General features: G+C 36.4%; 17 protein-coding genes. 4 read left to right on the top strand and 13 right to left on the bottom strand.

What is annotated here, in order from left to right:
• Positions 1-34 precede the first annotated feature (34 nt).
• From rpoB to rpsT, 3 genes are all read right to left on the bottom strand, one after another.
• Complete coding sequence (gene rpoB / locus STA7437_RS07165) at positions 35-3,349, bottom strand: DNA-directed RNA polymerase subunit beta (protein WP_015192710.1); 3,315 nt, start codon at positions 3,347-3,349, stop codon at positions 35-37.
• Positions 3,350-3,537: 188 nt separating this feature from the next.
• Positions 3,538-4,326 carry a TatD family hydrolase gene (locus tag STA7437_RS07160; protein WP_015192709.1) on the bottom strand — a complete coding sequence of 263 codons (789 nt, stop codon included), beginning with the start codon at positions 4,324-4,326 and terminating at the stop codon, positions 3,538-3,540.
• 106 nt (positions 4,327-4,432) lie between these two features.
• Complete coding sequence (rpsT, locus tag STA7437_RS07155; protein WP_015192708.1) at positions 4,433-4,729, bottom strand: 30S ribosomal protein S20; 297 nt, start codon at positions 4,727-4,729, stop codon at positions 4,433-4,435.
• 308 nt (positions 4,730-5,037) lie between these two features.
• On the opposite strand from rpsT, the gene hisD reads away from it, so the two are divergent.
• From hisD to STA7437_RS07135, 4 genes are all read left to right on the top strand, one after another.
• Entirely contained in the window at positions 5,038-6,330 is a 1,293-nt protein-coding gene (gene hisD / locus STA7437_RS07150; RefSeq protein WP_015192707.1) for a histidinol dehydrogenase, read from the top strand.
• A gap of 107 nt (positions 6,331-6,437) precedes the next feature.
• Positions 6,438-7,679: an RNA-guided endonuclease InsQ/TnpB family protein gene (locus tag STA7437_RS07145; RefSeq protein ID WP_015192706.1), complete on the top strand. Its 1,242-nt coding sequence runs from the start codon at positions 6,438-6,440 to the stop codon at positions 7,677-7,679.
• 226 nt (positions 7,680-7,905) lie between these two features.
• Positions 7,906-8,724, top strand: a complete 819-nt coding sequence (locus tag STA7437_RS07140) for an HAD-IIB family hydrolase (RefSeq protein ID WP_015192705.1) — start codon at positions 7,906-7,908, stop codon at positions 8,722-8,724.
• 444 nt (positions 8,725-9,168) lie between these two features.
• Entirely contained in the window at positions 9,169-10,710 is a 1,542-nt protein-coding gene (locus tag STA7437_RS07135; protein WP_015192704.1) for a haloacid dehalogenase-like hydrolase, read from the top strand.
• 71 nt (positions 10,711-10,781) lie between these two features.
• Here STA7437_RS07135 and STA7437_RS07130 read toward each other — a convergent pair whose 3' ends face one another.
• The 10 genes from STA7437_RS07130 to STA7437_RS07085 all read right to left on the bottom strand — a co-directional run bounded on the left by STA7437_RS07130 (position 10,782) and on the right by STA7437_RS07085 (position 24,489).
• Positions 10,782-11,579 (bottom strand): WecB/TagA/CpsF family glycosyltransferase, encoded by a 798-nt coding sequence (locus tag STA7437_RS07130; protein WP_015192703.1) that lies wholly within the window; start codon positions 11,577-11,579, stop codon positions 10,782-10,784.
• Positions 11,560-12,762 (bottom strand): glycosyltransferase, encoded by a 1,203-nt coding sequence (locus tag STA7437_RS07125; RefSeq protein WP_015192702.1) that lies wholly within the window; start codon positions 12,760-12,762, stop codon positions 11,560-11,562. The genes STA7437_RS07130 and STA7437_RS07125 overlap by 20 nt, the downstream gene beginning before the upstream one ends.
• A 42-nt stretch (positions 12,763-12,804) precedes the next feature.
• On the bottom strand, positions 12,805-14,103 hold the full coding sequence (locus STA7437_RS07120) for a glycosyltransferase (RefSeq protein ID WP_015192701.1): 1,299 nt from the start codon (positions 14,101-14,103) through the stop codon (positions 12,805-12,807).
• Positions 14,104-14,119: 16 nt separating this feature from the next.
• Complete coding sequence (locus STA7437_RS07115; RefSeq protein ID WP_015192700.1) at positions 14,120-15,178, bottom strand: NAD-dependent epimerase/dehydratase family protein; 1,059 nt, start codon at positions 15,176-15,178, stop codon at positions 14,120-14,122.
• 241 nt (positions 15,179-15,419) lie between these two features.
• Complete coding sequence (locus tag STA7437_RS07110; protein ID WP_015192699.1) at positions 15,420-16,724, bottom strand: O-antigen ligase family protein; 1,305 nt, start codon at positions 16,722-16,724, stop codon at positions 15,420-15,422.
• A gap of 38 nt (positions 16,725-16,762) precedes the next feature.
• Positions 16,763-18,031: a glycosyltransferase family 4 protein gene (locus STA7437_RS07105; protein ID WP_015192698.1), complete on the bottom strand. Its 1,269-nt coding sequence runs from the start codon at positions 18,029-18,031 to the stop codon at positions 16,763-16,765.
• Positions 18,032-18,048: 17 nt separating this feature from the next.
• Positions 18,049-19,404: a flippase gene (locus STA7437_RS07100; protein ID WP_015192697.1), complete on the bottom strand. Its 1,356-nt coding sequence runs from the start codon at positions 19,402-19,404 to the stop codon at positions 18,049-18,051.
• 4 nt (positions 19,405-19,408) lie between these two features.
• Positions 19,409-21,628 (bottom strand): GumC family protein, encoded by a 2,220-nt coding sequence (locus STA7437_RS07095; protein ID WP_015192696.1) that lies wholly within the window; start codon positions 21,626-21,628, stop codon positions 19,409-19,411.
• A 39-nt stretch (positions 21,629-21,667) separates the two neighbouring features.
• The gene (locus STA7437_RS07090; protein ID WP_015192695.1) at positions 21,668-23,236 is read right to left on the bottom strand and encodes a sugar transferase; all 1,569 of its coding nucleotides are present in this window, start codon (positions 23,234-23,236) and stop codon (positions 21,668-21,670) included.
• 476 nt (positions 23,237-23,712) lie between these two features.
• Entirely contained in the window at positions 23,713-24,489 is a 777-nt protein-coding gene (locus STA7437_RS07085) for a DUF928 domain-containing protein (protein WP_015192694.1), read from the bottom strand.
• Positions 24,490-24,722 lie beyond the last annotated feature (233 nt).

Here is a 24,722-nt window from a genome sequence, read left to right as displayed (position 1 = left end):
ACAAACTGATAACCAATGCCTGAATTTGTTGTAGCTAGACTTCCTCTTCTTGCAAATCCTCCCGATTTAAAGATTCATAGGTAGGTCGATTAGGAGTACGTCGAGAAGTATCAGCCATCAAATCTACTTCCACATCACGACTACTGCCATCTTCTGAAGTATCTATTTTATGTACAGCTATGTCTAATCCCAAGGATTGTAATTCTCGCATTAGTACTTTAAAGGATTCTGGTGTACCAGGACGAGGAATCGGCTTACCTTTGACAATTGCGTTTAAGGCTTCGTTTCGACCTTGCATATCGTCTGATTTGACGGTGAGTAATTCTTGTAAGGTATAAGCTGCTCCATAGGCTTCTAATGCCCATACCTCCATTTCACCAAAACGCTGACCACCTTGTTGAGCCTTTCCACCCAGAGGTTGTTGAGTTACGAGAGAATAAGGTCCTGTCGAACGAGCGTGAATCTTATCATCGACTAGATGAACCAGCTTCAACATATAGGCTTTACCTACGGTTACTGGTCGGTCAAAAGGTTCTCCAGTCCGTCCATCAAACACTTGGATTTTGCCAGGATTCTCGTCATCAAAGACCCAATTGCGACCTGGTTTATAAGTCGCCTCTTTGATCTTGCCGTGAACGGTTTCCCTTGATGCTTCCTTACCGTACATTTCATCAAAAGGAGTAATTTTAAATCTCATGCCTAAATGTTCACCAGCCCAACCGAGTAAACACTCAAACACTTGTCCTACATTCATCCGTGAAGGAACACCCAAAGGATTGAGAACAATGTCTACTGGAGTACCATCTGGCAAATAAGGCATATCTTCGATGGGCAAAATACGCGAAATAATTCCTTTATTACCATGACGACCTGCCATTTTGTCTCCGACTTGGATTTTCCGTTTTTGAGCTACATAGACTCTTACTACCATGTTTGCTCCAGGGGGAAGTTCGTCTCCTTGCTCTCTGGTAAAGACTCGCACATCGACTACTCTGCCTTTTTCTCCATTCGGAACTCTCAGAGAATTATCGCGGACATCTCTAGCTTTTTCTCCAAAAATGGCACGCAGTAACTTTTCTTCGGGAGGTTGGTCAGATTCTCCTTTGGGAGTGACTTTTCCTACTAAAATATCTCCTGCTTCTACCCAAGCACCAATATGAATAATGCCTCGTTCATCTAGGTTTCTGAGAGCATCTTCCCCGACGTTAGGAATTTCCCTAGTGATTTCTTCTGGTCCTAGTTTGGTTTGTCGTGCTTCAATTTCAAATTTTTCTACGTGAATACTAGTGTAAACATCATCGTAGACTAATCTTTCGCTGATTAAAATCGCGTCTTCATAGTTATATCCTTCCCAAGGCATATAAGAAACTAGAATGTTTTGACCTAAAGCGAGTTCTCCTCCTTCGGTGGCAGAACCATCAGCTAAGACTTGACCTGGAACAACTTCTTCTCCGATGTAGACCAAGGGACGTTGATTGAGACAGGTATCCTGATTAGAACGTTGATACTTTTGTAATTTGTATTCAATTTCTCTTCCTGGTGCAGGGGAGTGAGGCTCATTGTCTCCTTCCATTACTCGCACGCGAATCACCTTAGCATCTAGATAGGTTACGATCCCGTGAGTCCGAGATACAACCACCATCCCTGAGTCTCTGGCTGCTTGGGCTTCTAAACCAGTTCCTACTAAGGGTCTTTCTGGCCGCAGTAATGGTACAGCTTGACGCTGCATATTTGAACCCATTAAGGCGCGGTTAGCGTCATCGTGTTCTAAAAAGGGAATTAAACTGGTTGCCACGGAGACAATTTGCATTGGTGAAACCGCTACATAATCCACTTCGTCAGGTTTACAAGTAGAAAACTCTTGACGATAGCGAATTGGAGAACTTTCTCCTAAAATATATCCTTGTTCGTCTGTAGGAACGTCACCTGCTGCTACTCTAAGATCATCTTCTTCGTCGGCGGTTAAATAGATCGGATCGCGGTCGCGATCCACTCTGCCATTTTCGACTCGATAGTAAGGAGTGGCAATAAAACCAAACTCGTTGACTCTGGCATAGGTAGCTAAAGAACCAATTAAACCAGCATTTGGTCCTTCAGGAGTTTCTACAGGGCAAATTCGACCATAGTGAGAGGGATGGATATCTCTGACGGCAAATCCTGCTCTTTCTCTGGTTAATCCTCCTGGTCCTAAAGCAGAAAGACGACGTTTATGAGTCAACTCAGCTAAAGGATTGGTTTGATCCATAAATTGAGATAACTGAGATGAACCGAAAAACTCTTTAATAGCAGCGACTAAGGGTTTAGGGTTAACTAAAGCTGCGGGAGTTAAGGTTTCTGCCTCACTTACGGTCATTCGTTCCCGAATAATTCTTTCTAAACGGTTTAAACCCACCCGAACTTGGTTCTGTAATAACTCTCCTACCGAACGTACTCGACGATTACCCAAGTGGTCAATGTCATCGATGCTACCAACATCAAACTCTAAGTTAACCAAATAATCGATCGCTGCCAAAATATCTGTTGGAGTAAGCACCCTAACCGTATCAGCAACATTGAGACGCAGTTTTTTGTTTAATTTGTAACGACCAACTCTACCCAGATCGTATCTTTTAGGGTCAAAAAATCTTGATTCTAATAACTGCTGTCCACCACTTACTGTTGGTGGTTCACCAGGACGTAATTTGCGATATAACTCTAGTAAAGCTTCCTCTTCACTGGGATTACCTTCTTTGTCAAGAGTCTTTTGATAAAAATCAGGATGTCTTAATCCATCAAAAATTTCGTTGTCTGTTAACCCAATTGCTTTAAGTAATACTTGGGCTGAGAGTTTGCGGGTTTTATCAATTCTGACCCAAACTAAACCATTTTTATCGGTTTCAAATTTTAACCAAGCTCCTCGGTTAGGAATTAAGGAAGCAGAGTAGGTACGTCGACCATTTTTATCTGTTTCTGCTTTGTAATAAACTCCTGGAGAACGAACGATTTGATTGACGATAACTCGTTCTGCGCCATTAATAATAAAAGTACCTCGGTCAGTCATCAAAGGAAGATCGCCGATAAACACTTCCATTTCATTGATGACTCCGGTTTCTTTGTTAATTAAGCGAGTCGGTACATACATCTGCACGTTGTAAGTACTATCTCTACTTTTAGCTTCATCTACCGTATATTTAGGTTCTTTGAGTTTGTAGTTTTCTCCCAAAAAATGTAATTCAAATTTTCCTGTATAGTCAGTAATCGGAGAAAAACTATTTAATTCTTCTATGAGTCCTTCTTCTAAAAACCAACGAAAACTAGAACGTTGAATTTCGATCAGGTCTGGTAGCAAATTGTAGGATAAATTAGTCATGAGGGTTTTAATTGATGGCGTATTTCTTGAGATCTTTGGCGAGAGGAAATAATATATAAATTATAAATTTGGTTTTTGCCTCATTAATAGTTTATGAATGGGAAAGGCTTGTTAACAAAGGTTTAATTTGGAAAGAAGAACGACCATTTTTGATTAAACAAACTTGGTTTTAGTTAGTACAGAAATCATTAGTTGGATTGAGTTAGCTCAATGCCAAAAAGTTTACAGGCATTTTCAGTAGTTTGTTGAGCTATAGTTTCTACTGAAACGTTGCGCAAAGACGCTAAAAACTCTGCTACATAACTAACATAGGCTGGTTCATTGGTTTTTCCTCGTTTTGGTACAGGAGCCAAAAAGGGACAATCAGTTTCGATTAACAAGCGATCGCTAGGTACTAATTTAGCTGACTCTTGAATTTGTTGTGCATTTTTAAAAGTTAAAATCCCACTAAAACTTATATAAAAACCTAAATCTAAAAACCACTGAGTTTCTTGTTTATTTCCTCCCCAACAGTGCATTACTCCTTTGGGAATTTGATTGAGTCCCAAATCTTGACAGACTTGCTGCAAAATTCGGGCTGCATCGCGACAGTGAAGGATAACTGGTTTATTGAGTTCTTTAGCTATTGCCAATTGCGATCGCAGAGCTTGTTTTTGCTGCTCATAATTATCTGCCTTATAAAAATCTAACCCAGTTTCGCCTATTGCGACTACTCTCTGGTCTGAGTTAGCTAAAGCTTTAATCTGATCGGCAGTAGAGTCTGTCCATTTGTCGGCATCTAATGGATGTAATCCGACTGCAAAAGACAATTCAGGGAACTGATCCGCTAAGGATTGTATTCCCTGAAATTCTTCTGGCTCTACACAAGAATGAACTAAATGTACTACCCCTGCTTGTTGCCAACGCTGTCGCAAAGAGCTTAAATTCCCCTGAAAGACATCAAAATTGATGTGAACATGGGTATCAATTAACTGCATTTGCTGATGATGCTGCCTGCCATAATTACTGAGCAATTTAAACTTAAGAGCTGGTGTTTAATTGCAGAGCGATTTGCTCTTCGAGCGAAATGCTTCCCGTATTTTTTTAGGAAGCCTGTGCTGTAAGCTGCTTGAGAGCTTTAGCTAAACGGGCTTTTTTCCTAGCTCCATTATTAGTATGCAATACTTTTGTTTTGACTGCTTTATCTATTTTGCTATAAGCTGCCGACATTGATCGTTGAATTTGATCCAAGTTGTCTTGACTTGGGGTTGCCGAGTAAAGCTCCACTGCATTAAAGTAGTTTTTCATCAGGGTTTTGATTGCTGATTTGTATGCTTTATTACGGAGTCGGTTGCGTTCAGCTATTTTAATGCGCTTGAGTGCGGATCTAGAATTAGCCACAGTTTCTTTTAGAAATAGTTGTTTTGGTTGTAAATATTTATAGAATCAGAAGTAAGATTATAACAGTTAAAATTTGCTACAGTCAAGATACAAGTAATAGAATTTACCTTTTTAGCTCGATCTTAATTATAGAGTATCTCTGGAATTAATGTGTTCTGGGTAGCACGACCAGTCTTAAATCCAGGTTAAGCTATAAGTAAGATAAAAATTATGTATTAGCGGTTAGTCTAGTCATTACCTAGTGACATTGACGGCAATCGCCAAGTAAAACTCATTGGGTAGTAGCAAAGAGCGGATATGGGGACTACATGCTGCGAATAATCACTCAACAAACTGAGGCACAAACAGAATTAAAGCGGATCGGCGGTCGCACATTTGATGACGATATGCGACCGAAAGAAGAGCTGGTTAGAGAAATCATCACTAATGTCAAAACTCAAGGTGATACTGCCCTGCTGGCTTACACAGAGAAATTTGACCAACAGGTGTTACCTTTAGAAAAATTAAAGGTAAGTGGCTCAGAATTAGATGCTGCTTATCAACAAATTTCCCAGGATTTACTTCATGCTATTCAATTAGCGTGTCAAAAAATTGAAGCTTTTCATCGTCAACGAATACCAAAATCTTGGGTACAGTTTGAAGATGACGAAGTTGTCTTGGGTAAACGCTATACTCCCGTTGATCGAGCAGGGTTATACGTACCAGGTGGGAGAGCAGCTTATCCTAGCACAGTTTTAATGAATGCTATTCCGGCTAAAGTGGCAAAAGTACCCAAAATTGTTATGGTTACGCCTCCAGGAGAAGACTTAAAAATTAATCCTGCGGTATTAGTGGCAGCACAAGAAGTTGGGATCGAAGAAATTTATCGAATTGGTGGCGCACAAGCGATCGCAGCGTTGGCTTATGGAACAGAAACGATTCCTAAAGTAGATGTCATTACAGGCCCTGGCAATATTTATGTAACGCTTGCCAAGAAAATGGTCTATGGAAAAGTTGGGATTGATTCTTTAGCTGGTCCTTCTGAAGTATTAATTATCGCCGATCATCAAGCTAATCCTGTCTATGTAGCAGCCGATTTGTTGGCACAAGCAGAACACGATCCAATGGCAGCAGCGATTTTGTTAACTACGGATGCTACTTTGGCATACAAGGTACAGCAAGAAGTTAGTCGGCAATTAGAAAATCATCCTCGTAAAATTCTGACCGAAAAAGCGATCGCTCACTATGGGTTAATCGTAGTAGTAGATTCGTTAGAAACGGCAGCCGAACTATCCAATCTTTTTGCCCCAGAACATTTGGAATTAGAAGTGAGTGAACCTTGGGATTTATTAGAGCATATTCGTCATGCAGGAGCAATTTTCTTAGGAAATTCCACCCCAGAAGCAGTAGGAGATTATTTAGCTGGTCCCAACCATACTTTACCAACGTCAGGGGCTGCTCGCTATGCTTCAGCTTTGGGAGTAGAGACTTTTATGAAGCATTCGAGTTTAATTCAGTATTCCCCTGTGGCGTTGAAGAAAATGTCGAGTACAATTCAAATTTTGGCTCAGGCAGAAGGATTACCTTCTCATGCTGATTCAGTCAGATTAAGAACAGATTAAGGCTTGAGTGGGGTGAACCCTTGTTACGTATTGGTTCATCAAAATTCCTGGGTAGAAACCCCGTCCTTCTAGGACGGCTTTACATTAAACGTGTTAAAATGTGAGGCATGACTGAACGTGCCTACAAGTTTCGCTTTTACCCAACACTATCGCAAGAAAATCTCTTGCGACGGACAATGGGTTGTGTGCGTTTGGTCTACAACAAAGCTTTGGCTGCAAGAACAATCGCTTGGTATGAAAAACAAACAAGAATTGATTACAAACAAACTTCTAGTTTGTTGACCAGTTGGAAGAAAACCGAAGAACTTGATTTTCTCAATGAGGTTAGCTGCGTACCTTTGCAGCAATGCTTGAGGCATTTGCAAAAAGCCTTTTCTAACTTTTGGGGCAAAAGAGCTAAATATCCTCGTTTTAAGAAAAAACGTAATGGTGGTTCGGCAGAATTTACCAAGTCGGCTTTTAAGTACCGAGATGGTAAAGTTTGGCTGGCTAAGTGCAGCGAACCATTGAATATCGTTTGGTCGAGGTATCTTCCACAAGGATGCGAACCATCGACTGTTACTGTTAAACTCGAACCTTCTGGTAGATGGTTCGTTTCTTTGTTGGTTGATGATTATACCGTAGAAGTACTTCCACCAACTGAGCAAAAGATTGGATTGGATGTTGGTGTTTCTAGTCTGCTTAGTACCAGTGATGGTGACAAGATAGCTAATCCCAAGCATTTTAATCGGCTGTATCAGAAGCTTGCGTGCGCACAAAAGGAACTGAGTCGGAAAACCAAAGGCTCTAGTAACCGAGAGCGCGCGCGACTTAAAGTAGCCAGAATACACGCCAAAATTAAAGATGCTCGTACCGATTTTCTGCACAAATTGACTACTCGCTTGGTTCGCTTGTATAGCTTGATTGCTATTGAAGACTTGGCGGTGAGCAACATGGTTAAGAATCGCAAGCTGGCTCGTTCTCTTAGCGATGCTGCCATCTGTCAAATGTTTCGTCAACTTGAATATAAATGTGAGTGGTACGGGCGAAAATTGGTCAAGATTGACCGCTTTTTTCCTAGCTCTAAACGATGTCACCATTGCGGTTTTGTAATGGATAAGTTGCCTTTGAATATTCGCAGTTGGGATTGCCCTAGCTGTAAGACAACAGGCATTGATAGAGACATCAACGCTGGAAAAAATATACTCGCTGCGGGACTCGCAGTGATTGTCTGTGGAGCGGACATAAGACCCGATAACCATAGTGTTAAAGGAGCGAGTGCGGTCTTGGGGGTTTCCCCCATGAGCAACTCGCGTAGGCAGTTGCGAAAAACCGCGCACAGCGGAAGGAAACAGAAACCTAAGTCGTGAGTCTTAGGAATCACCGCCCTAGAAGTGCGGTGAGGATGTCAACCAAATGAATTATCTTAAGTTTAATTTGGCTAATTGCTCGAAAATAGTTTTTTCTTCAAGTTGTTACTCCTGATGGGTTGGCTGTAAGTAGATAAAAATAACTATTTACACACTTATCAATTTTGTTTCCTGTTGCCTGTTCCCTTTTTTAACGATGTAATTAATTTTGCATAGGCACTTAATCATGGTAAGGCTAATCATTTTTACAGATTTAGATGGCACACTACTCAACCAGGAAGACTATGACTATCAACCAGCCATTGCGATTCTCAACCAGCTAAAGAAACAACAAATTCCTGTCATCCCAGTTACTAGTAAAACTCGCTCCGAAGTAGAGGGATTACGTCAGGAAATAGATTTGAGTGATCCGTTTATAGTTGAAAATGGTAGCGGTATTTTTATTCCTCAAAGCAGTAATAATTGGTGGAAAGTGGCTCAGGCAGACCAAATCAATCAATACCATTTACATAGTTTAGGATGTAGCTATACCAAAGCTAGAGAGGGATTAAAAAAGATATCTGCTGATCTAGAGTATAATTTGCAAGGATTTGGCGATCTGTCGGAACAAACAATTCAATCGCTCACTGGACTACCACCAGAAGAAGCAAAATTGGCTAAACAAAGGGAATTTACTGAACCTTTTATTTCACCAAAACAGATTGATGCCAAAATTGTTGAAGATACAGCAGCTAAATATGGATTTAGAGTTTTACTTGGCGATCGCTTTTCTCATTTAATTGATGCTCAGGCAGGTAAAGGAAAAGCAGTTCGATGGTTAATGAGTAATCACCAATTATTGGCAGAAGAAGAAGTTATTACAGTAGGTTTGGGTAATAGTCCAAATGATTTAGAAATGTTAGAAGCGGTAGATATTCCTATCGTTATTGCTTCTGTGCAAGGTGTTCATCCTGGTTTAGTTTCAAAAGGATGGCAAGTCGCTCCTGCACCTGGTTCTCAAGGATGGGCAGAAGCAGTAGCAGCTATTTATGAGCAATACTTATAGTAATCTAATCTGCTTTTTATACTTTTGATGATATTGTGGATTGTGGATATTTAATATTCATATTTATTTAGGTAAATGCGGTGTCTGCGTTTACTGCATCTTGGCAGTGATGCTCAAAACTTAATATAACTGGTTAGAGCTATATCTTAACAAAGAAAAATAGTGCCATTTTAATTAAATTTTATTTTAAGCTTGCTTAACTCTATTTTTCTAAACTAAAAAAATAAAAATTTTAATATATAAATCAAAAAGCAGAATTTATTTTAGTCTGTTGTGTTTTTAAATCATACTTTTTTTTGTAGGTTGTATGGTTGTCATTTATTTTGATCGCTCACTATTAATTCAATATAGATATCAATAAATTTAAGTTTGAGTTTATATGTAAAAATTAAAACTTTATCTGACGAAAAAATACTATTATTATTTTTAATTAACTAAAAAATTATGGGAGAACCGCTTAACATTGTTGTTAACAATCAAGTAGGGTGCTATAAACCAAATTCTCCTACAACAACAATAGAAGCAATCAAAACAGCTTCAAAAGATACACCAATCATTATTGATTTTGATGAAACTCTTTTACTTCGCAATTCTACAGCAGAATATCTCAACAGTTTACAACCTCGATTAATTGGAGCTTTATTACTTAGAATATTCAACTATTTTCAACCGTGGAATTGGTTACCATCATCGATAAGAGGCAAAGACTCGCGAGATTGGTTTTTGATTATAGGAACTACTTTACTTTTGCCCTGGACATTATTATTGTGGCAAAAAAAAGCTAAACAATTAGCTAAAGATTTTAGTAATAACGAAATAATTTCTGCTTTAAATCAAAATAATCAGGCTGATGTCGTAGTTGCTACTTTAGGCTTTAATTTAATTGTGATACCGATTCTAAAACATATTCCAATTAATTACAGTCAAATAGTTACTTGTCGTTTTTGGCGAGGTGCAATAGATAGACACAAAGGTAAACTACAAATGGTAATAGATGCCTTAGGAGTTGAAGCAGTAGAAAGTTCATTAGTAGTAACAGATTCTTCTGATGATATTCCTTTACTTGCCAAAGTAGCGCAACCTTATTATGTAATTTGGTCACAAGCTAAATATACTGTGCCAATGAATGATCTTTATTTACCTTTCTTTTATTTAGAAAAAGTAAAAAGACCTGGACAAAAGTATTTATTTAAAGCAATTCTTGGTGAAGATTTGTGGATTATTTGGTTAAGCTATAGTTGGCTTAGTTCCCAACGATTAATCCATGCTTTAAGTATGTTATTGTTGTTAATTTCTTTCTGGTGTATTTACGAAGTTGGTTATTGGGAAAACGATTTAGTAGCGGAAAAATATGAAGAAAAACCAGTGTTATCTGAAAGTTACTACAATTATCAACAAATAAGCAATGTGTGGCAGCCTTGGTTGTGGTCTTTTTGTTTTGCTGTGTTTGGAATAATTTTCTTAGTAGCTAGTCAAAACAACTTTGTAACTGCCAATTTGAGTTTGGAAAATGGGAAAATATTAGCATTACCTTTAATTAAATGGATCAGTTTTTTAGCGGTAGTAAGGGGTTATTTTTGGATTTATAATTATGTCAATAAACGTACACGAATTTGGTTATACTTGCCGTTACAAATTTATCGATATTTTGGTTATCTTTTGATAACTCCTATTAATTTGGTTGGTACGATTTTGTTAGTAACTCAAGTACTAACACGTTATATGCCTTATGCTCTTTATCGCTACGGAGGAGGCAAAATGGAAAATTGGTCACAGTTACCTAAAAGGCTTTTTTGTTTTTTGATATTTGTATTTATACTTTCTGCTTTAACTGTTGGTAGCGGAGATATTTCTCTGTTACTCAATCAACAATCTTTAGCTATCTTATTATGGTGTTTTTTACAAGCAGGTTATCGGATGTGGCAAGAAATTCGTCAAATCAAACCGATTTATAGTGATGGTACTAATCAAGTTACTGAAAGCTAGCTACTTCAGAATTTTTCATGGTTAATAGTAATCAAAAATTCACTATGAACAAGAAAATTAGATTGAATAGCTTAATTAGAGCTACGATTAATGCGTTGACTTAAGTATTCCAAAAACACTCGATAAGCAAACAGTGAATTGCCGATGATGTATCTTTTCCATAAACGTCTTGGTTCGGTTAATAATCGACTTAACCATTCTAAGCCAGCATCGGTCATCCATTGTGGTCCACGATAAACAGTTTCGGTATAAAAATCAAGACAAGCACCTAAAGGAAGAAAAACTTTAGCATTGATTTTATCAATATTTTCTAAAATCCAACTTTCTTGGAGTGGCATACCAAAACCGATATATAAAACATCAGGTTTAAATTGATTAATTTGCTCAATTATTGCTTCATTTTCCCAACCAGATTTGGCAAAATAACCATGATGTCCTGCTATTCGTAACTGTGGTGCAACTTTAGTTAATTTTGCGATCGCTTGATCGGTGACTCCTGGTTTACCAGCTAACAAAAATAGAGAAACTTGGTTGCTTTCACAAGCCTTAGCTAAGTTTTCAATATAATCAGGACAAGTCATGCGGTGTTTTTTATCAACACAATTACCATGTAATTTTGCTCCTAATAGAACACCAAATCCATCACAAAAAACTAAATCTGCTTGATTGTAAAAGTTTTTATACCAAGATTTTTCCCAGGCAAAATTCATCCCTCGGATATTAACATTGCCGATAATTGTTTTTTGGTTCAGTTTAGCAGCCTTAACAATGTATTCGATTAATTGACAAACAGTTAATTTATGAAATTTCGTACCAAATAGATGAATTTCTTCAAATTCATGGGTTTTATTAGTTTTTGTGAGATCCATGAGTTTTAATAATATGTTCTTGGTTGGTTGAAATTTGTTGGATTGCTTCGGCAATTTCTGCTAAAAATTTTTCTCGGCGTAGATAATACCATTGATGAACTAACTCAAAGGAATTAGCTTCAGATTGAATATCAACTGCTTTAATCAACAACTCAGCAAATTGTTGTGGATTTTGCGCTACTTGTACGGTTGGTGGCGGTTCACCAATACCACGAATAGCGGTTGGTGAGGCAACAATTTGAGAGCCAGATGCGATCGCATCAAGGGTTTTAATTTCGATACCTCCACCACTAAGGGTAGGAATAGCTAAGACTTTCGCCTGTGCGATAAACTTTTGAGCATTCTCAACAAATCCTTGATATGTAATTTGGGGATATTGTTCTTTAACCCAATCAGCATCTCTCCCAGCAATGTGAATTGAGAGCGAACTAGGGACAAGAGGATAAACTTCGCTTAAAAACCACTTTAAACTGTCTTGATTAGCTTTCCAAGTCCAACTACCAATCAAACCAACATCAAATTGTTTATTGATTGATTGATTGTTTAAATTATCCAAGCTAGAAAGAAGGGGTAAAGGTCTAATTTTGGCTGAGGGATTAAACTGTGCGAAGTATTGAGCATCATGTTCGGTCAATGTCCAAATTTCTTGTACTTTATGAGTGAGGCTTGCTTCTATGTCTCTGATTAGATCAGCTTCTCGTTGATAAACTAATTTAGCTAGAGGATTGTTACTATTTTGGCAATGCTGACGATAGATCTCTTGTTCGATATTGTGAGCAATAAAGATCAGTTTGGTTTGAGGTGGTAGAAATTTAGTCAACCAATCTAACTGGGAATGGTCAATAATTACAATGGAATAGTTTTTTTGAGCTAAGAGATATTTTACTACCTTGATATAGTCACTGGAATAATATTTAGCTGAAGAATAAGGTAATTTTTGAATCAGACTTTGACCAAACCACAAGAAAGGGTAGAACTTGGCTTTTTTGGTTTCTACATATTGTTCTCGCACTAAAATTTCTTGAGGACTAAATTGAGTGATATTATCCTCTTTGCGAGTGTATCCTACTACTGTGACATGACAGCCAGTTTGATTGAGAGCATCAATAATAGTTTGTGAAGCAACCTCACTACCATGTAGTTTTTGACTAGGAAGATTAGTTGTTAAAAAAAGAACATTCATTAGTTATTAGTAATCGATGCTTTTTTTCGTCAAAACATTTAATCAGCGAACTCCGCCTCTAGTCGACTTCGATTTTGTCAAGCAATTAAAGATTTTTTCAGCAAATAGTTCGGCTTGATTAATTTGAGCAAATTGATTCATTTGGCTACGGTTGCATAAAGCTTCTGGACTTGTTTGTAAAAAACGGCATAATCCTTCAGCAATTTGAGCAGGAATAGTAGAGTCTACCGCTAATCCTAATTGATAACGCCTAGTTATCTCCCCCATTAAGCCAAAATGAGAAGCTAACACTGGTTTTTGTGCAGTTGCTGCTCGAACTAAAATCGCACTCATGCCAATGTGACGCTGATAGGGAGCTAAAATTACATCAGAAATTTGGAAATAGGGTTGAATCTCTTCATCAGGAATAAATCGATCTATACGAATGATTTGCACAAAATTGGGTAGTTTAGTTAGATGAGCTTCTAATGATGCTTGATCTCTTGGCGTAATCGGGCCAACTAACAATAAACAAAGTTGCTGACTTAGTTCAGGTGTGAGAGTTGTAATCGCTTCTAATAATTTAAACAGTCCTTTTCGCTCTGATAAAGCACCAAACAACAGAAATACTTTTCGACCAGGTTCTATTGCTAAACTGTTTTTGAGTTGTTCGATTTCACTTGCTGGATGGTTATAAATTTGGACTGGATCTGGTAAATGAATGGCTTTAGGTGATTTACTCATTCGATTCAGTTCTTCTATTACCACCGAATCGAGACAAAAGAGAGTATCAAGATAGGAAGAGTTTAACAGTCTTGGTAAACAAACTCGGTCTCGCCAACGCCATAACCATTCCCTGTCTTCACTGCTGTAGCTGGGAAAATTGGCATAGTGAAAGATCGGTCGAAAATAAATACAAGAGAAACGACAGGGTAATTTACTGCTGATGGCTAAACGTAACAGTATGGTATCAAGGTACATCAAAAAACAGTGAGTTGTCCCTAAAACTTTAGTGTAACGCGACAGTATTTGATACTCTTGAAAAGCTCGTTTGATTCGACCAGAAAACGAATGCTCTAATTGCTCACTATTAAATAGTTGGTTTTGTTCTTCAGGGGTAATCTGAACAAAGGTCACTCTGGAGTGATTATTTCCCAAGGAGACAATCTGAGGATGTTTGTCAGCAAATTCGCGCGAAATCAATACATCCAAATGTCCAGGAAATTGTTGAGCGCACCAATATTTAATTAAATGCTGTAGATAACCAGGATGATGTCCGCCTGGATTTAATTCAAAAAGCAGTAATCTATTAGCAGTTTCTTCTACCTTAGTCTGCTGTCGGTTTTGGTCTATACCTAACATGGTTGATTTTTTTTAATTAAGCAGTTACTTTAAGTTTTTTTTGTTCAGAGATAATAATTTCTTGGAAAATGTCTGTAATACTCTTGGTAATATCCCATTCAGGAAAATGTGTTTTGAGTTTGCTTAAGTCGGAGATATAGCAAATATGATCGCCAATGCGATTTTGATCGACATAAACCCAATTAACTTTTTTGCCAGTTAACTCTTCAATCAGATCAAAGGATTCCAAAATCGAAATACTGTTGTTGCGTCCACCACCTAAGTTATAAACTTCTCCTGGTCGAGGATTGTGACGAAAAGCTTCAAAGGCTTGAATTACGTCATAACTGTGGATGTTGTCGCGTACTTGTTTACCTTTGTAACCAAAAACTTTATAAGTACCACCTGTAACTGCTACTTTGACTAAATAAGAAAGAAAACCGTGCAGTTCAACTCCAGAGTGGGATGGGCCGGTTAAACAACCACCACGAAAGATTCCTACCTTCATGCCAAAATAGCGACCGTATTCTTGTGCAACGACATCGGCAGCAGTTTTAGAAGCACCAAAGAGAGAATGTAAGCAACGATCAATACGACAAGCTTCGGTAATACCATTAAAGTCTTCAGGATTGGCATAGTCGTAGCGTTTTTCTTGCTCAACTAAATCTAACTCGTTGGGTGCATCACCGTATACTTTGTTGGTACTCATGTGAATGAATACTGCTTCGGGACAAAACTGTCTGGTTGCCTCAAGTAAGTTAATTGTTCCTAGTGCGTTAACTTCAAAATCGAGTAAAGGAATTTGACAAGCTTTGTCGTGAGAAGGTTGAGCAGCACAGTGAATAATTAGATCAAAGGGATTATTTTCAAATAAATTGAAGAGATTTTCGCGATCGCGAATGTCAACACTATAATGTTTGAAATTTTGAGTAGCCTTTTGTAAACGGTTTAAATTCCAAGTTGTGTCACCTTTTTCTCCAAAAAACGTAGCTCGCATATTGTTATCAATACCTACTACTTGATGTCCTTTGGAGTCATAATATTCTACTGCTTCAGAACCAATTAAACCGCTAGAACCAGTTACTAAAACTTTCATTTTTTTCCTCAATATTTTTGTTGATCAGTTTAAAAAATCGATAATATTTTAAAAATTATATTATTATATAATAAATAATATTTTTCTAATTAGATGTTTGATTTAATCAAATAAAATCAATATCAATTAATTTTTTTTATCCTAAATTAACTTGTACCAGTCCCAATACAATCAAACAATAAATAAAAAAATATTTAGTATTTTTTGTTTTAATTAACTTACCATATTTATTTATTAAAATCTACATTTTTTGCATAAGCTTTTTATTCTCAACGTAAGATTGTTTTTTGTAATTACGATGTGGTGATTTAATTCTTTTCCACCAAATACCAAGTAAAAAAGAAAAAGATATATACAAGACCCACATTGCACCTCCGTCTATAAAAGTTCTAATTTCACTAAAGTTTGCCAAAAAAGAAATAAACAAGAATTGTAGTATCCATAAAAACTCTCTTTGATGAGTAGCTTGAATTAAGTTGATAGCTCGCCAAGATAATCTTAGAAAACTCAACAGACATAAAGTAAGTCCTACTAAACCTAACTGTAAAAAGACATCAATTAAACCATTATGAGCATGAAATCTTTCTCCTTCACTTTTTGCTACTACTGCCCAAGTATTATTTAAAATATAACTAGCAGCGTCAGAAGTCCAAAAACCAGAATAACCATAACCCAACCAAGGTCTTTCCCAACCTTTTTCTAAAGCTAAACTCCAAATAGTTGTACGTCCATTAAAAGTTAAATCTTTGCCTAAAATATCAACTACAATAGTTTCTAGATTAATAGTAATTAATATAGCAATACTGGTAATTATTAAAAAAGCAAAAATTGAAATGGCTACTTTGAGACGATATCCTTGCTTAAGTAAAGTAAAAATTGGAAATAATAATAAAGAAAAAAACAATAAAATCAAAGCGGATTTACTACTAGAAAGTATTACTAAAATTAAAAAAGAAAATAATAATCCCAGAAGCAAAAAACGATGTTTAGATTTATCTAAAAATAAATGCAGACAAGTGATTACTCCAATCGCCATTTGTCGACCAAGATACTGCTTGTGATTAAAGATGCCCTGCCAAGAAACTTCGTTGTTAGAAACAAAATCAATGGCATAATTTGGCATAATCACAGCAAACATAATACTAAAAAATGCTGCTATACCCAAAGCCGATAGTAACAGCCACATATGGTCTTTAATTGTATAGCGTGTAGCTAAATATGCTCCGAGCAAAGAAGCTCTTAAAAGTGGTTCAACTTCATCAGAGGTGTATTCAGGAGCAGCAGACCAAAGAATTGATGCAAAACTCAATCCTAATAATAACCAAGGAAATAAATCTCTCGTGGCAACATAGGCAAATTTTTGACCTTTTGTTAAAAAATTAATGATTACTAAGCCAGCCACTAAAAGATAACAAAGATATTTAGCAGCAGTACCTATTATGGGAGGTAAATTAAGACCAAAATAGTATAATATCAGTAATACAGCAATTACTGGTTCAATTTTAGTGTGAATAAATTGGTGTAATTTTATATATTGAGGATTCAAGATTTTAATTACTTAATTGAGTAAAACTTTAAGTTAAATTAATTATATTGAAATCTTTTTTGGTGAGTTAAAACTAATTCTTGAAACAAATTTACATAACGCTGGGCTTGCAATTGTAAAGAAAATTCTTGCTCTGCTTTTTGACGAGCGCGACCGCTTAATTTTTGCCTCCTTGATTCATTTTCTAAAATCCAAATTAGACCTTGAGCTAAATCTTCAATCTGATTTGGTTTAGCTAAATAACCGTTTTGTTGATGTTCAATCAAATCTGGCATACCACCGATGTTAAAACCTACCGCAGGAGTACCACAAGCGATCGCTTCTAAAACGGTATTGGGTAGGTTGTCTTGGGTTGACGGTAAAACAAAAACATCTGCTGCGCTATAAGCTAAAGCTAGGGACAAGTCATCTTTAAGGATGCCGAGGTAATGAGTTTTAAAGCCGAATTTCGGCGGATTTTGAGGTCGAGAAGCTCCAAAAATCACCAATTCTATGTCTTGCCAACCCAATTGCTCTAATTGATGCAGTGCTGGTTGTAGTAGATGAAATCCTTTTCTGGTATCACTGGTAGCACCAAGAGAACCAAACAAAATTAACTGCTTATCTTCAGGTAAACGTAATAATTTTCTCGCGAATTTTTGGTCAATTGGTCGATAAACTTCTAGATCGATACCATTGGGAATTAGTTCAATGCGACAATTTTGAAACAAGCTACTAGAAGCTGCACAATCTCGTAACCAAGAACTCAAAGCGATAATGGTTACATCAAGCTGCTGCCAAGCTTTAGCTTTACGTTGCCAAACCCAACGAGACAAATCCCAGTTACTGTTACTACCTAATTGAGGACAACTACCACAAGACAGTTTATAGCGATCGCAATTTTGGTTATAGTGACAGCCTCCTGTAAATGCCCACATATCATGCAGCGTCCAAACTATTGGGCGAGCTAATTTGGCGATTGTTTCAATTTGCAGCAAAGCTTCTCCAATCCAATGTAAATTAATCACTTCAGGAGTAAGTTGGTTGATTTTAGCTAGAGTTCTGTCTGGAAGCCACTGTAAAGAATAAGTAACATCATGACGTTGGGGATAAAACTTTAATGGCAAAGCATCAACAGCAATTCTAGAGTTACCAATACTTGTTTCTAGTCTGTTAGTGGGAGCAAATACAGCGCGGTCATCACTCAATTTTTGTTGTACTAACATTTGAGAATCAACGCTTAGTTGCTTTAATCCCTGATGCAAGCGATAGGCTGCGCGAGCAGCACCACCAGCGAGATCGGAATGATTAATGAGTAGAACTTTCATCAATTAACAGTTCCTCGTTAAGAAAAAACTTGCCTAATTCTTTTGAAATAAAGCAAATTTTGTTTAATCCGAACAGGAATAAATAAAGCTTTAGTTAACATCCAAGTATTCTTAAATAAGGGTGGAAACAATGCTCCGGCTAAATAACAAGCAAAAGCATAAGAAATTAAAGTTGCTATAGCTGCGCCTTTACCTCCATATAAAGGAATCAAATAAAAATTCAATAAAATATTGGCAACTACTCCCAGTGACGTTGCCATAAATTCAAATCTGGTCAACTTTTCGGCAATCAACCAACGACCACGAGCTACACTCAAAAAGACAAACGGTCCCGACCAAATATGTAAAGCTAAAATAATTCCTGCTTCGGCGTACTCTTTACCTAACAAAATATTTACCAATGGTTGGGAGGCTACTGTCATTAATAGAGAAATAGCGATCGAAATCCAGGCCATGACATCATAGAGTTGTTGAGTTTTGAGGTCGTATTCTCGTTTACTTCTAGCTTTTGCTTTCAGTACCGAAGGAAAAACCGACGCGCAAATTGCCATCGGGACAAAATACCAAATTTCTGAGAACCTTACGGCTGCTGCATAAATTCCTACTTCCTTACTGCCTACCAAATTCTGCAACATTACTTGGTCGATTTTCATGTAGATAGAAATCATCACTGCCGACAGCAGCATAGGAATCGAATCTTGCAGCAATTCCACCGCAGTCGACCAACGAAACTTCCATTTCTGAAAAGATTGATGATATTTAAGGTAAACCCAAATTGAGCCGATTCCTTTGATCAGAAATTCAACAAAAAACACCCACGCAAAGCTAACCAGAGGGACTTTTAACCAAACCAATAAAATTCTTGTTGCTGCAGCCAGAAAAATTTGTACACTTTTAACTGTAGCGATCGGACCAGATAGCACTTGGGATTGAAACCAAAACTCAATTACTTCAAATCCATCAAAGACCAAACCCAAAGCGATGATAATCGTCATCCACCTAATTTGAACATCATTATTGACCATCCAAATCGAACTAGCGATCAAAAAAATACTAATGACGCTACTAAATGATTTCAGAACAAAAGCTGTGCCTAAAATTTTTGGGGTAAATTTCTCTTGTTGAACTATATCCCTGACAACAATATCGTTTAAACCTAATTTAGCAACAGCAAAAAACAGATAAAAAAAGCTGTAACTATAACTAAGTTTGCCAAAATCTTCAGGACCTAAATATCTAACTACATAGATTCCCACTATCAGGGAAACTACCATGTACAAAATTCGCTCAGTAAACAGCCAGCCAATATTCAGGACGATTTTACGCAATCCTGGGCTGAGTTTATCTTCAAGGGCTTTAAGTTTACCTAGCATTTAATTATTTTCCCTGGTTTAATGAATAAGAATCGTCATATTCATAATTGGGATAGTAATAATAGTCGTAACCGTAAGCTTCATTGCGTAAATTGACTCCATTGGCTACTACACCGATAATTGACTGACCAGTTGTTTCGATCAACTTTTTGGCTACTGAAACACTGCCATAATTAGCGACTCCAGGACGCACTACCATTAAAAGTCCGTCAACCATTCTGCCTAAAATTCTGGTATCTGCCATACCTGTAATTGGTGGAGTATCAAAGATAACGTGGTCGTAGTTTAAAGCAGTAGTTCCAATTAAATGTTTCATTCGTTCAGAATCAATTAAGGGTACAGCATTATCGGGAGGCTCTCCTGCTGTTAAAATATCTAAGCCTGGTTTGATGGTTTTAATTGCTTCTTGCCACTCTACTTCCCCTTTAAGAACATTACTTAAACCTAGATAATTAGGAATACTCCAAATCTTGTGTTGAGTAGGACGACGCATATCCGCATCAATCAGTAAAATTCTTTTTCCGACTTGATTTTGAGCGATCGCAAGATTAGCAGAAACGTGAGATTTACCTTCTTGAGGAACACAGCTAGTAACAGCAATTACTTTTCTTTCTTGAGAAAGACTAAGCAGTTTTAGATTAGCCTGTAAAATTTGATAAGCTTCTCTGATTGGTAAGAAAACATGACGATTATTACTATGAGCATTTTGACTAGCTGGTAGTTGAGGTAGTGTATCAACCACGTCTCCTACCAATAGATGAGGTGAACCTTCTTTTTCTAAATCTGGAATTACACCTTGCAAAGGATAACCAAATATTTCTTCAATTTCTTTGCTATTTTTCAAAGAGTTGTCTTTCAAATCCAATAAAAAAGCTACCGCTATTCCCAATAATCCTCCTAACAAACCGCCAGCAGCGACAATCAGTTTTTTGCTAGGACCACTTGGTTCATCGGGAGGAATCGCATTAGCTAAAACTCTAACAGTCCCGATATTTTGTTTTTCTGCTACTTGGGTTTCTTGTAATTTTCCGAGTAGAGTTTGATAGGTTGCTTGCGCAGCTTTGGTTTTTCTTTCTAGTTCTTTTTGTCGTTTTTCTAAGTTGGGTAAAACAGCAAGCCTTTGTTGATAATTTGTTTTGGTTTGTTTTAAATTAGCTAATTTTTGTTCTAAACCTGTCTTTTGTAACCCCAAATTTGCAAATTCACTAATCTGCTCTTGTTTAAGCTTGCCTAGTCCTAAAATATTTAGTTGAGCAACGCTACTAGCTGATTGGCTGCCAAGAGTTTGCTGAATTTGTTGTTCTAGTAAAGCTGTTAGTTCCGCTTCTTGTTCTTTTAAAGAGATAATCTGCGGTGCATTTTCACCAAATAAATTTCGTTTGGTTGCTAGTTGAACTTTGACATCTTGTAATTGAGTCAAAGCTTTTTGAACTGCTACTGATTGATTGAGGGAACTAATCGCAGCAGCTTCTGAGACACCCATGCCTAATTGACTGCTTAAGCTAGCGTATCTGGCATTAACATCTTGCAATTGGGCAGCTACCTGATCGATTTGGGTATCAACTAACTTGCTGGTTTCAATTAAAGTTGTGGTTTCTTCAGAGAGATTGGCAATTTGATTTTCATTTTTAAAATTACGTAAATCAGCTTCTGCTTGAGCAACTTTAGCTTCTACTTCAGGTAATTCTTGACTAATAAACTCACGAGCAGCAATAGCCTCGGAGCGATTATTTTCAGTGTCTTTTTCTTGATAAAGCTCAATAATTTTATTAACTACTAAAGCTGCTCTTTCAGGATCTGAATCTTCATAGGCAATTTTAATTACGTTGCTGCCTGTTAACGCTTTAATTTCAAGATTATTAATCAGATCTTTATAGCGATACAATTCATCTTGTTTATTTCTGAGATCTAATTCTTTAATTACACGGTCAATAATTGGTCTTGAACTAACAACTTCTACTTCTGTAGTCAAAGGATCGCTTTCATTAGTGAGAACTTCAATTTTACCAATATCGTTTTCTAAACCAGTTAACTTAGCAGATTTGTTTGTTTTAATCATTACTTGCCCTTCTGCTTCGTAAATCTGTTCTAAGGATAAAGCTGTAACCAAAGACAAAGTTATTACACCAAGACAAGTGACTGAGGCTGGAACAATACGGCGTTTTACAACCAGCCAATATTTTTGAAAATTAAGATATTCGTCAGTATATAAATTAGATTCCATAATATTAAAATTTTTAATGATAATTTTCGCAAAATGCTCTTAATATGCACCTTTACTAGTTACTACTACTTGGAAAGTTTGCAACAATATTTTTAAATCGAGAGTAAGAGACCAGTTTTTAATATAAGCAAAATCTAACTTAAATACTTCTTCAGAATTTTCAATATCAGAACGACCGCTAACTTGCCAAAGTCCTGTGATTCCAGGTAAAACCTCGTGTCGAAAAAAGTGGTGCTGAGAAAATTTTTCAACATCTCTAACTGGAAGAGGACGGGGGCCTACTAAACTCATATCTCCTTGCAACACATTGAATAGTTGCGGTAATTCATCGAGACTGTAGCGACGCAAAAATCTTCCTACCTTGGTAATTCTGGGGTCATCTTTGATTTTGAATAAGACACCTCCCTTAACTTCATTTTTAGCTTCTAACTGTTTTTGTAGTTCGCTGGCATTTTCTACCATGGTGCGAAATTTCCAGACTTGAAAACATTTACCTTTTAAACCTACTCTAGTCTGCTTATAAAATACCGAACCTGGAGAATCAAGTTTGATCAAAATCGCACTGATTAGCATTGGTCCGCTTAAAATGAACAAAAGTAAGATAGAAACTACAATATCGAATGCACGTTTGCACCAAAAATCTACACCAATAATGGCTGCTGAATTAAATCTGAAAGTAGGAATATCTTCGATTAAACTAATATCCGTCCATTGTAGAGGTAAATTAAGCCATACAGACATAATTCTCCAGCTAATTCCTGCACAGTTTAGTTCCCATAACAAAGCAATTGGATTGGCTAAATATTCCCAGGAACAAATTAATACTTCATCGACTTCATGAAGTGCGATCGCTTTAATTAGTTGACTAGATTCGATTAAATGATTAGGACTAAATAACTCAATTACATTGACTATTTTGAATGTTTGATGAGTTTCAAGAATTTTTTTTGCCTGAATAATGTCTTGTTTATTGCCTATTAATAATACGTTTCTTCTTAATTCTGGAATTTTTTTTCTAATATTATCTATAGTCGAGTTGAGTATAAATCTTTCACCGACAACTAAAACTGCTGTTAATAACCAGCTTAAACTTACAAAATAAGGCGATATTGATAAATGAACCAAATAAACTTCTAATAATAATACAATATAAGCGAGTGTTATCGATTTAAATAAATTAGTATAGCTACGACTTTGGCGATCAATTCCATAAAGCTTGGAAGCATACAAAATAATCAAATTAATTACAATCGTATTAATTAAAAAGTTAAAGTTTTGCCCTTCCAGCCCAAGTGATAAATAATTGTCAATTGGATTAACTATTTGATTTGCAAGTATAACTGCTGAAAAGATCATCACACTATCGAGTAGAATTACGACTAACACTCTACAAAGATGGATAATCTGCCAAGTTCCAAGCTTAAGTGATTGAGGTTTTCTTAAGTCTAGCTCTGCTCGTGAATAATTTTGTAAACATGAATTATTTAAAATTTGATGATTAGGATTTAAAATTGTTCTAAGTATTTTCAAGGAGCTTGGTATTGAATAATACTTGTCATCAGGTAATTGATGTGTATGTTTATTTAACGTCAAACGTTTTAGGCTCATAGGTTTAGCCTGCAAAAATCATAAATGAGCTAGTTTGTATTTAGTATATGTTACTCTAAGTAAAAATAATGAAACTTTGTGAAAAATCAGAGAATTTAACTCAGTAATATTTCTGATATGCCGTAACTATATATTTGCTTTAAATAAGTGTAAATTGTGTAAATTGAATTTGAGGTTTTAGTGATGAAGATCAAATCAAACCCATCAGGCTAGAATTTTGTTTTAATTTGCTGTTTGATTGCAAAAAATTCGTACAAAAGAACTGTTTTTAATAATTTTAGTTATTCAAGACTGAATTTAATCTGTTTAGCCAAAAATATTTTTAACACCTAATTCAAGAGCTTGAAATGGGCGACAAAGGTGTTACAAAAACTCAAAATTTATTTAAACGAAACCCACGTCTTAATCAGAAAATGTGACGTGGGAAGTATGATCTTTCAAAATATTTAAAGTTAATTTATTTGTAGCTTTTTTTATTATTGTTGAGTATAAGTTGAAATGCGATCGCGGTGCAGCCAAGGCGCATAATGAGCGTTTTGAATCAGAGGTTGTTGAGCTAAATCTTCCAATCCTATGGAATCTAGTAATTCTGACCATTGCGAAGCGTCTGGTTCTTCGGCTAAAGCTGCCAAAGCGTCATGCCAAATACCTTTTTGATGATATAGTTCTGCTTGTTTGATCTGATTAGAGTTTTGCAACTGTTTTTTGAAAGCAGTTTCTAGCTCAATGCGACGAATCCAACCCTCAACCACTAAATCGTGAGAACGTCGCATAGGATCGCAAATCATTGATAAATACCAATGGTAATTTTGATTGACTTCTAATCCCTTGAAATTGACGGAATTAGGTACACTTATGCTAACAATACCCGATTGTTGATTAGTATCTATAGATGTCTCATAAACTAGTTCATCATTTTGATTGCGCAAAACAAACTCAATTTGATAAGGATTTTTAGTTGCTGGAATATAAAAGAAAAGTTTAGGAGAGTTGGATGCAGTAAGATTGACGTTTTCTTCTGGAACTAAAGCAACTAAACGATGATTATTAGCAAGACAACTACTTCGGCTTCCACCAGCTATACGATTGACGGGTAAACCATTTCTACTGGAGTTTTTTTCTTGACGTTTAGTCTTAATAGAAGAATTAATAATTTCTGCTTTGAGTAAATGCGGAGAATTAAAAAAAATAAAACTACCAACTAGTGTCAAGCTAGTAAGTTTAGTAAGGAAAGTTAATTGACGAGACAACATACGTTTTATTTTAGAAAAATTTTAGCTAAACTTAATTTTATTCATAAGCTTTGTTCACAATTCTAATCTTCAATTATTAAGAAAGTCCATAAAAATAAAGTTTTTGTTATTTTAGTTTTTGAGTCAAAAAAAATATTTACTTAAAAATTCTTAAGTAAATTTTCTGAATATCTGTAAAATCGTTGATGAATAAAGTTAAAGAAAAATAAAGTGTTAAAAAAAATAAACAGAAA

This window comes from Stanieria cyanosphaera PCC 7437, from assembly GCF_000317575.1.
Classification (GTDB): Bacteria; Cyanobacteriota; Cyanobacteriia; order Cyanobacteriales; family Xenococcaceae; genus Stanieria; species Stanieria cyanosphaera.
The sequence above is the reverse complement of the archived record's forward strand: the minus strand, read 5'-3'. Positions and strand labels throughout refer to the sequence as shown.

Coding starts and splice junctions, on each gene's coding strand:
- rpoB (WP_015192710.1), bottom strand. CDS start 3,349: ATGACTAATTTATCCTACAATTTGCTACCAGACCTGATCGAAATTCAA.
- STA7437_RS07160 (WP_015192709.1), bottom strand. CDS start 4,326: ATGCAGTTAATTGATACCCATGTTCACATCAATTTTGATGTCTTTCAG.
- hisD (WP_015192707.1), top strand. CDS start 5,038: ATGCTGCGAATAATCACTCAACAAACTGAGGCACAAACAGAATTAAAG.
- STA7437_RS07145 (WP_015192706.1), top strand. CDS start 6,438: ATGACTGAACGTGCCTACAAGTTTCGCTTTTACCCAACACTATCGCAA.
- STA7437_RS07140 (WP_015192705.1), top strand. CDS start 7,906: ATGGTAAGGCTAATCATTTTTACAGATTTAGATGGCACACTACTCAAC.
- STA7437_RS07135 (WP_015192704.1), top strand. CDS start 9,169: ATGGGAGAACCGCTTAACATTGTTGTTAACAATCAAGTAGGGTGCTAT.
- STA7437_RS07130 (WP_015192703.1), bottom strand. CDS start 11,579: ATGGATCTCACAAAAACTAATAAAACCCATGAATTTGAAGAAATTCAT.
- STA7437_RS07125 (WP_015192702.1), bottom strand. CDS start 12,762: ATGAATGTTCTTTTTTTAACAACTAATCTTCCTAGTCAAAAACTACAT.
- STA7437_RS07120 (WP_015192701.1), bottom strand. CDS start 14,103: ATGTTAGGTATAGACCAAAACCGACAGCAGACTAAGGTAGAAGAAACT.
- STA7437_RS07115 (WP_015192700.1), bottom strand. CDS start 15,178: ATGAAAGTTTTAGTAACTGGTTCTAGCGGTTTAATTGGTTCTGAAGCA.
- STA7437_RS07105 (WP_015192698.1), bottom strand. CDS start 18,031: ATGAAAGTTCTACTCATTAATCATTCCGATCTCGCTGGTGGTGCTGCT.
- STA7437_RS07100 (WP_015192697.1), bottom strand. CDS start 19,404: ATGCTAGGTAAACTTAAAGCCCTTGAAGATAAACTCAGCCCAGGATTG.
- STA7437_RS07095 (WP_015192696.1), bottom strand. CDS start 21,628: ATGGAATCTAATTTATATACTGACGAATATCTTAATTTTCAAAAATAT.
- STA7437_RS07090 (WP_015192695.1), bottom strand. CDS start 23,236: ATGAGCCTAAAACGTTTGACGTTAAATAAACATACACATCAATTACCT.
- STA7437_RS07085 (WP_015192694.1), bottom strand. CDS start 24,489: ATGTTGTCTCGTCAATTAACTTTCCTTACTAAACTTACTAGCTTGACA.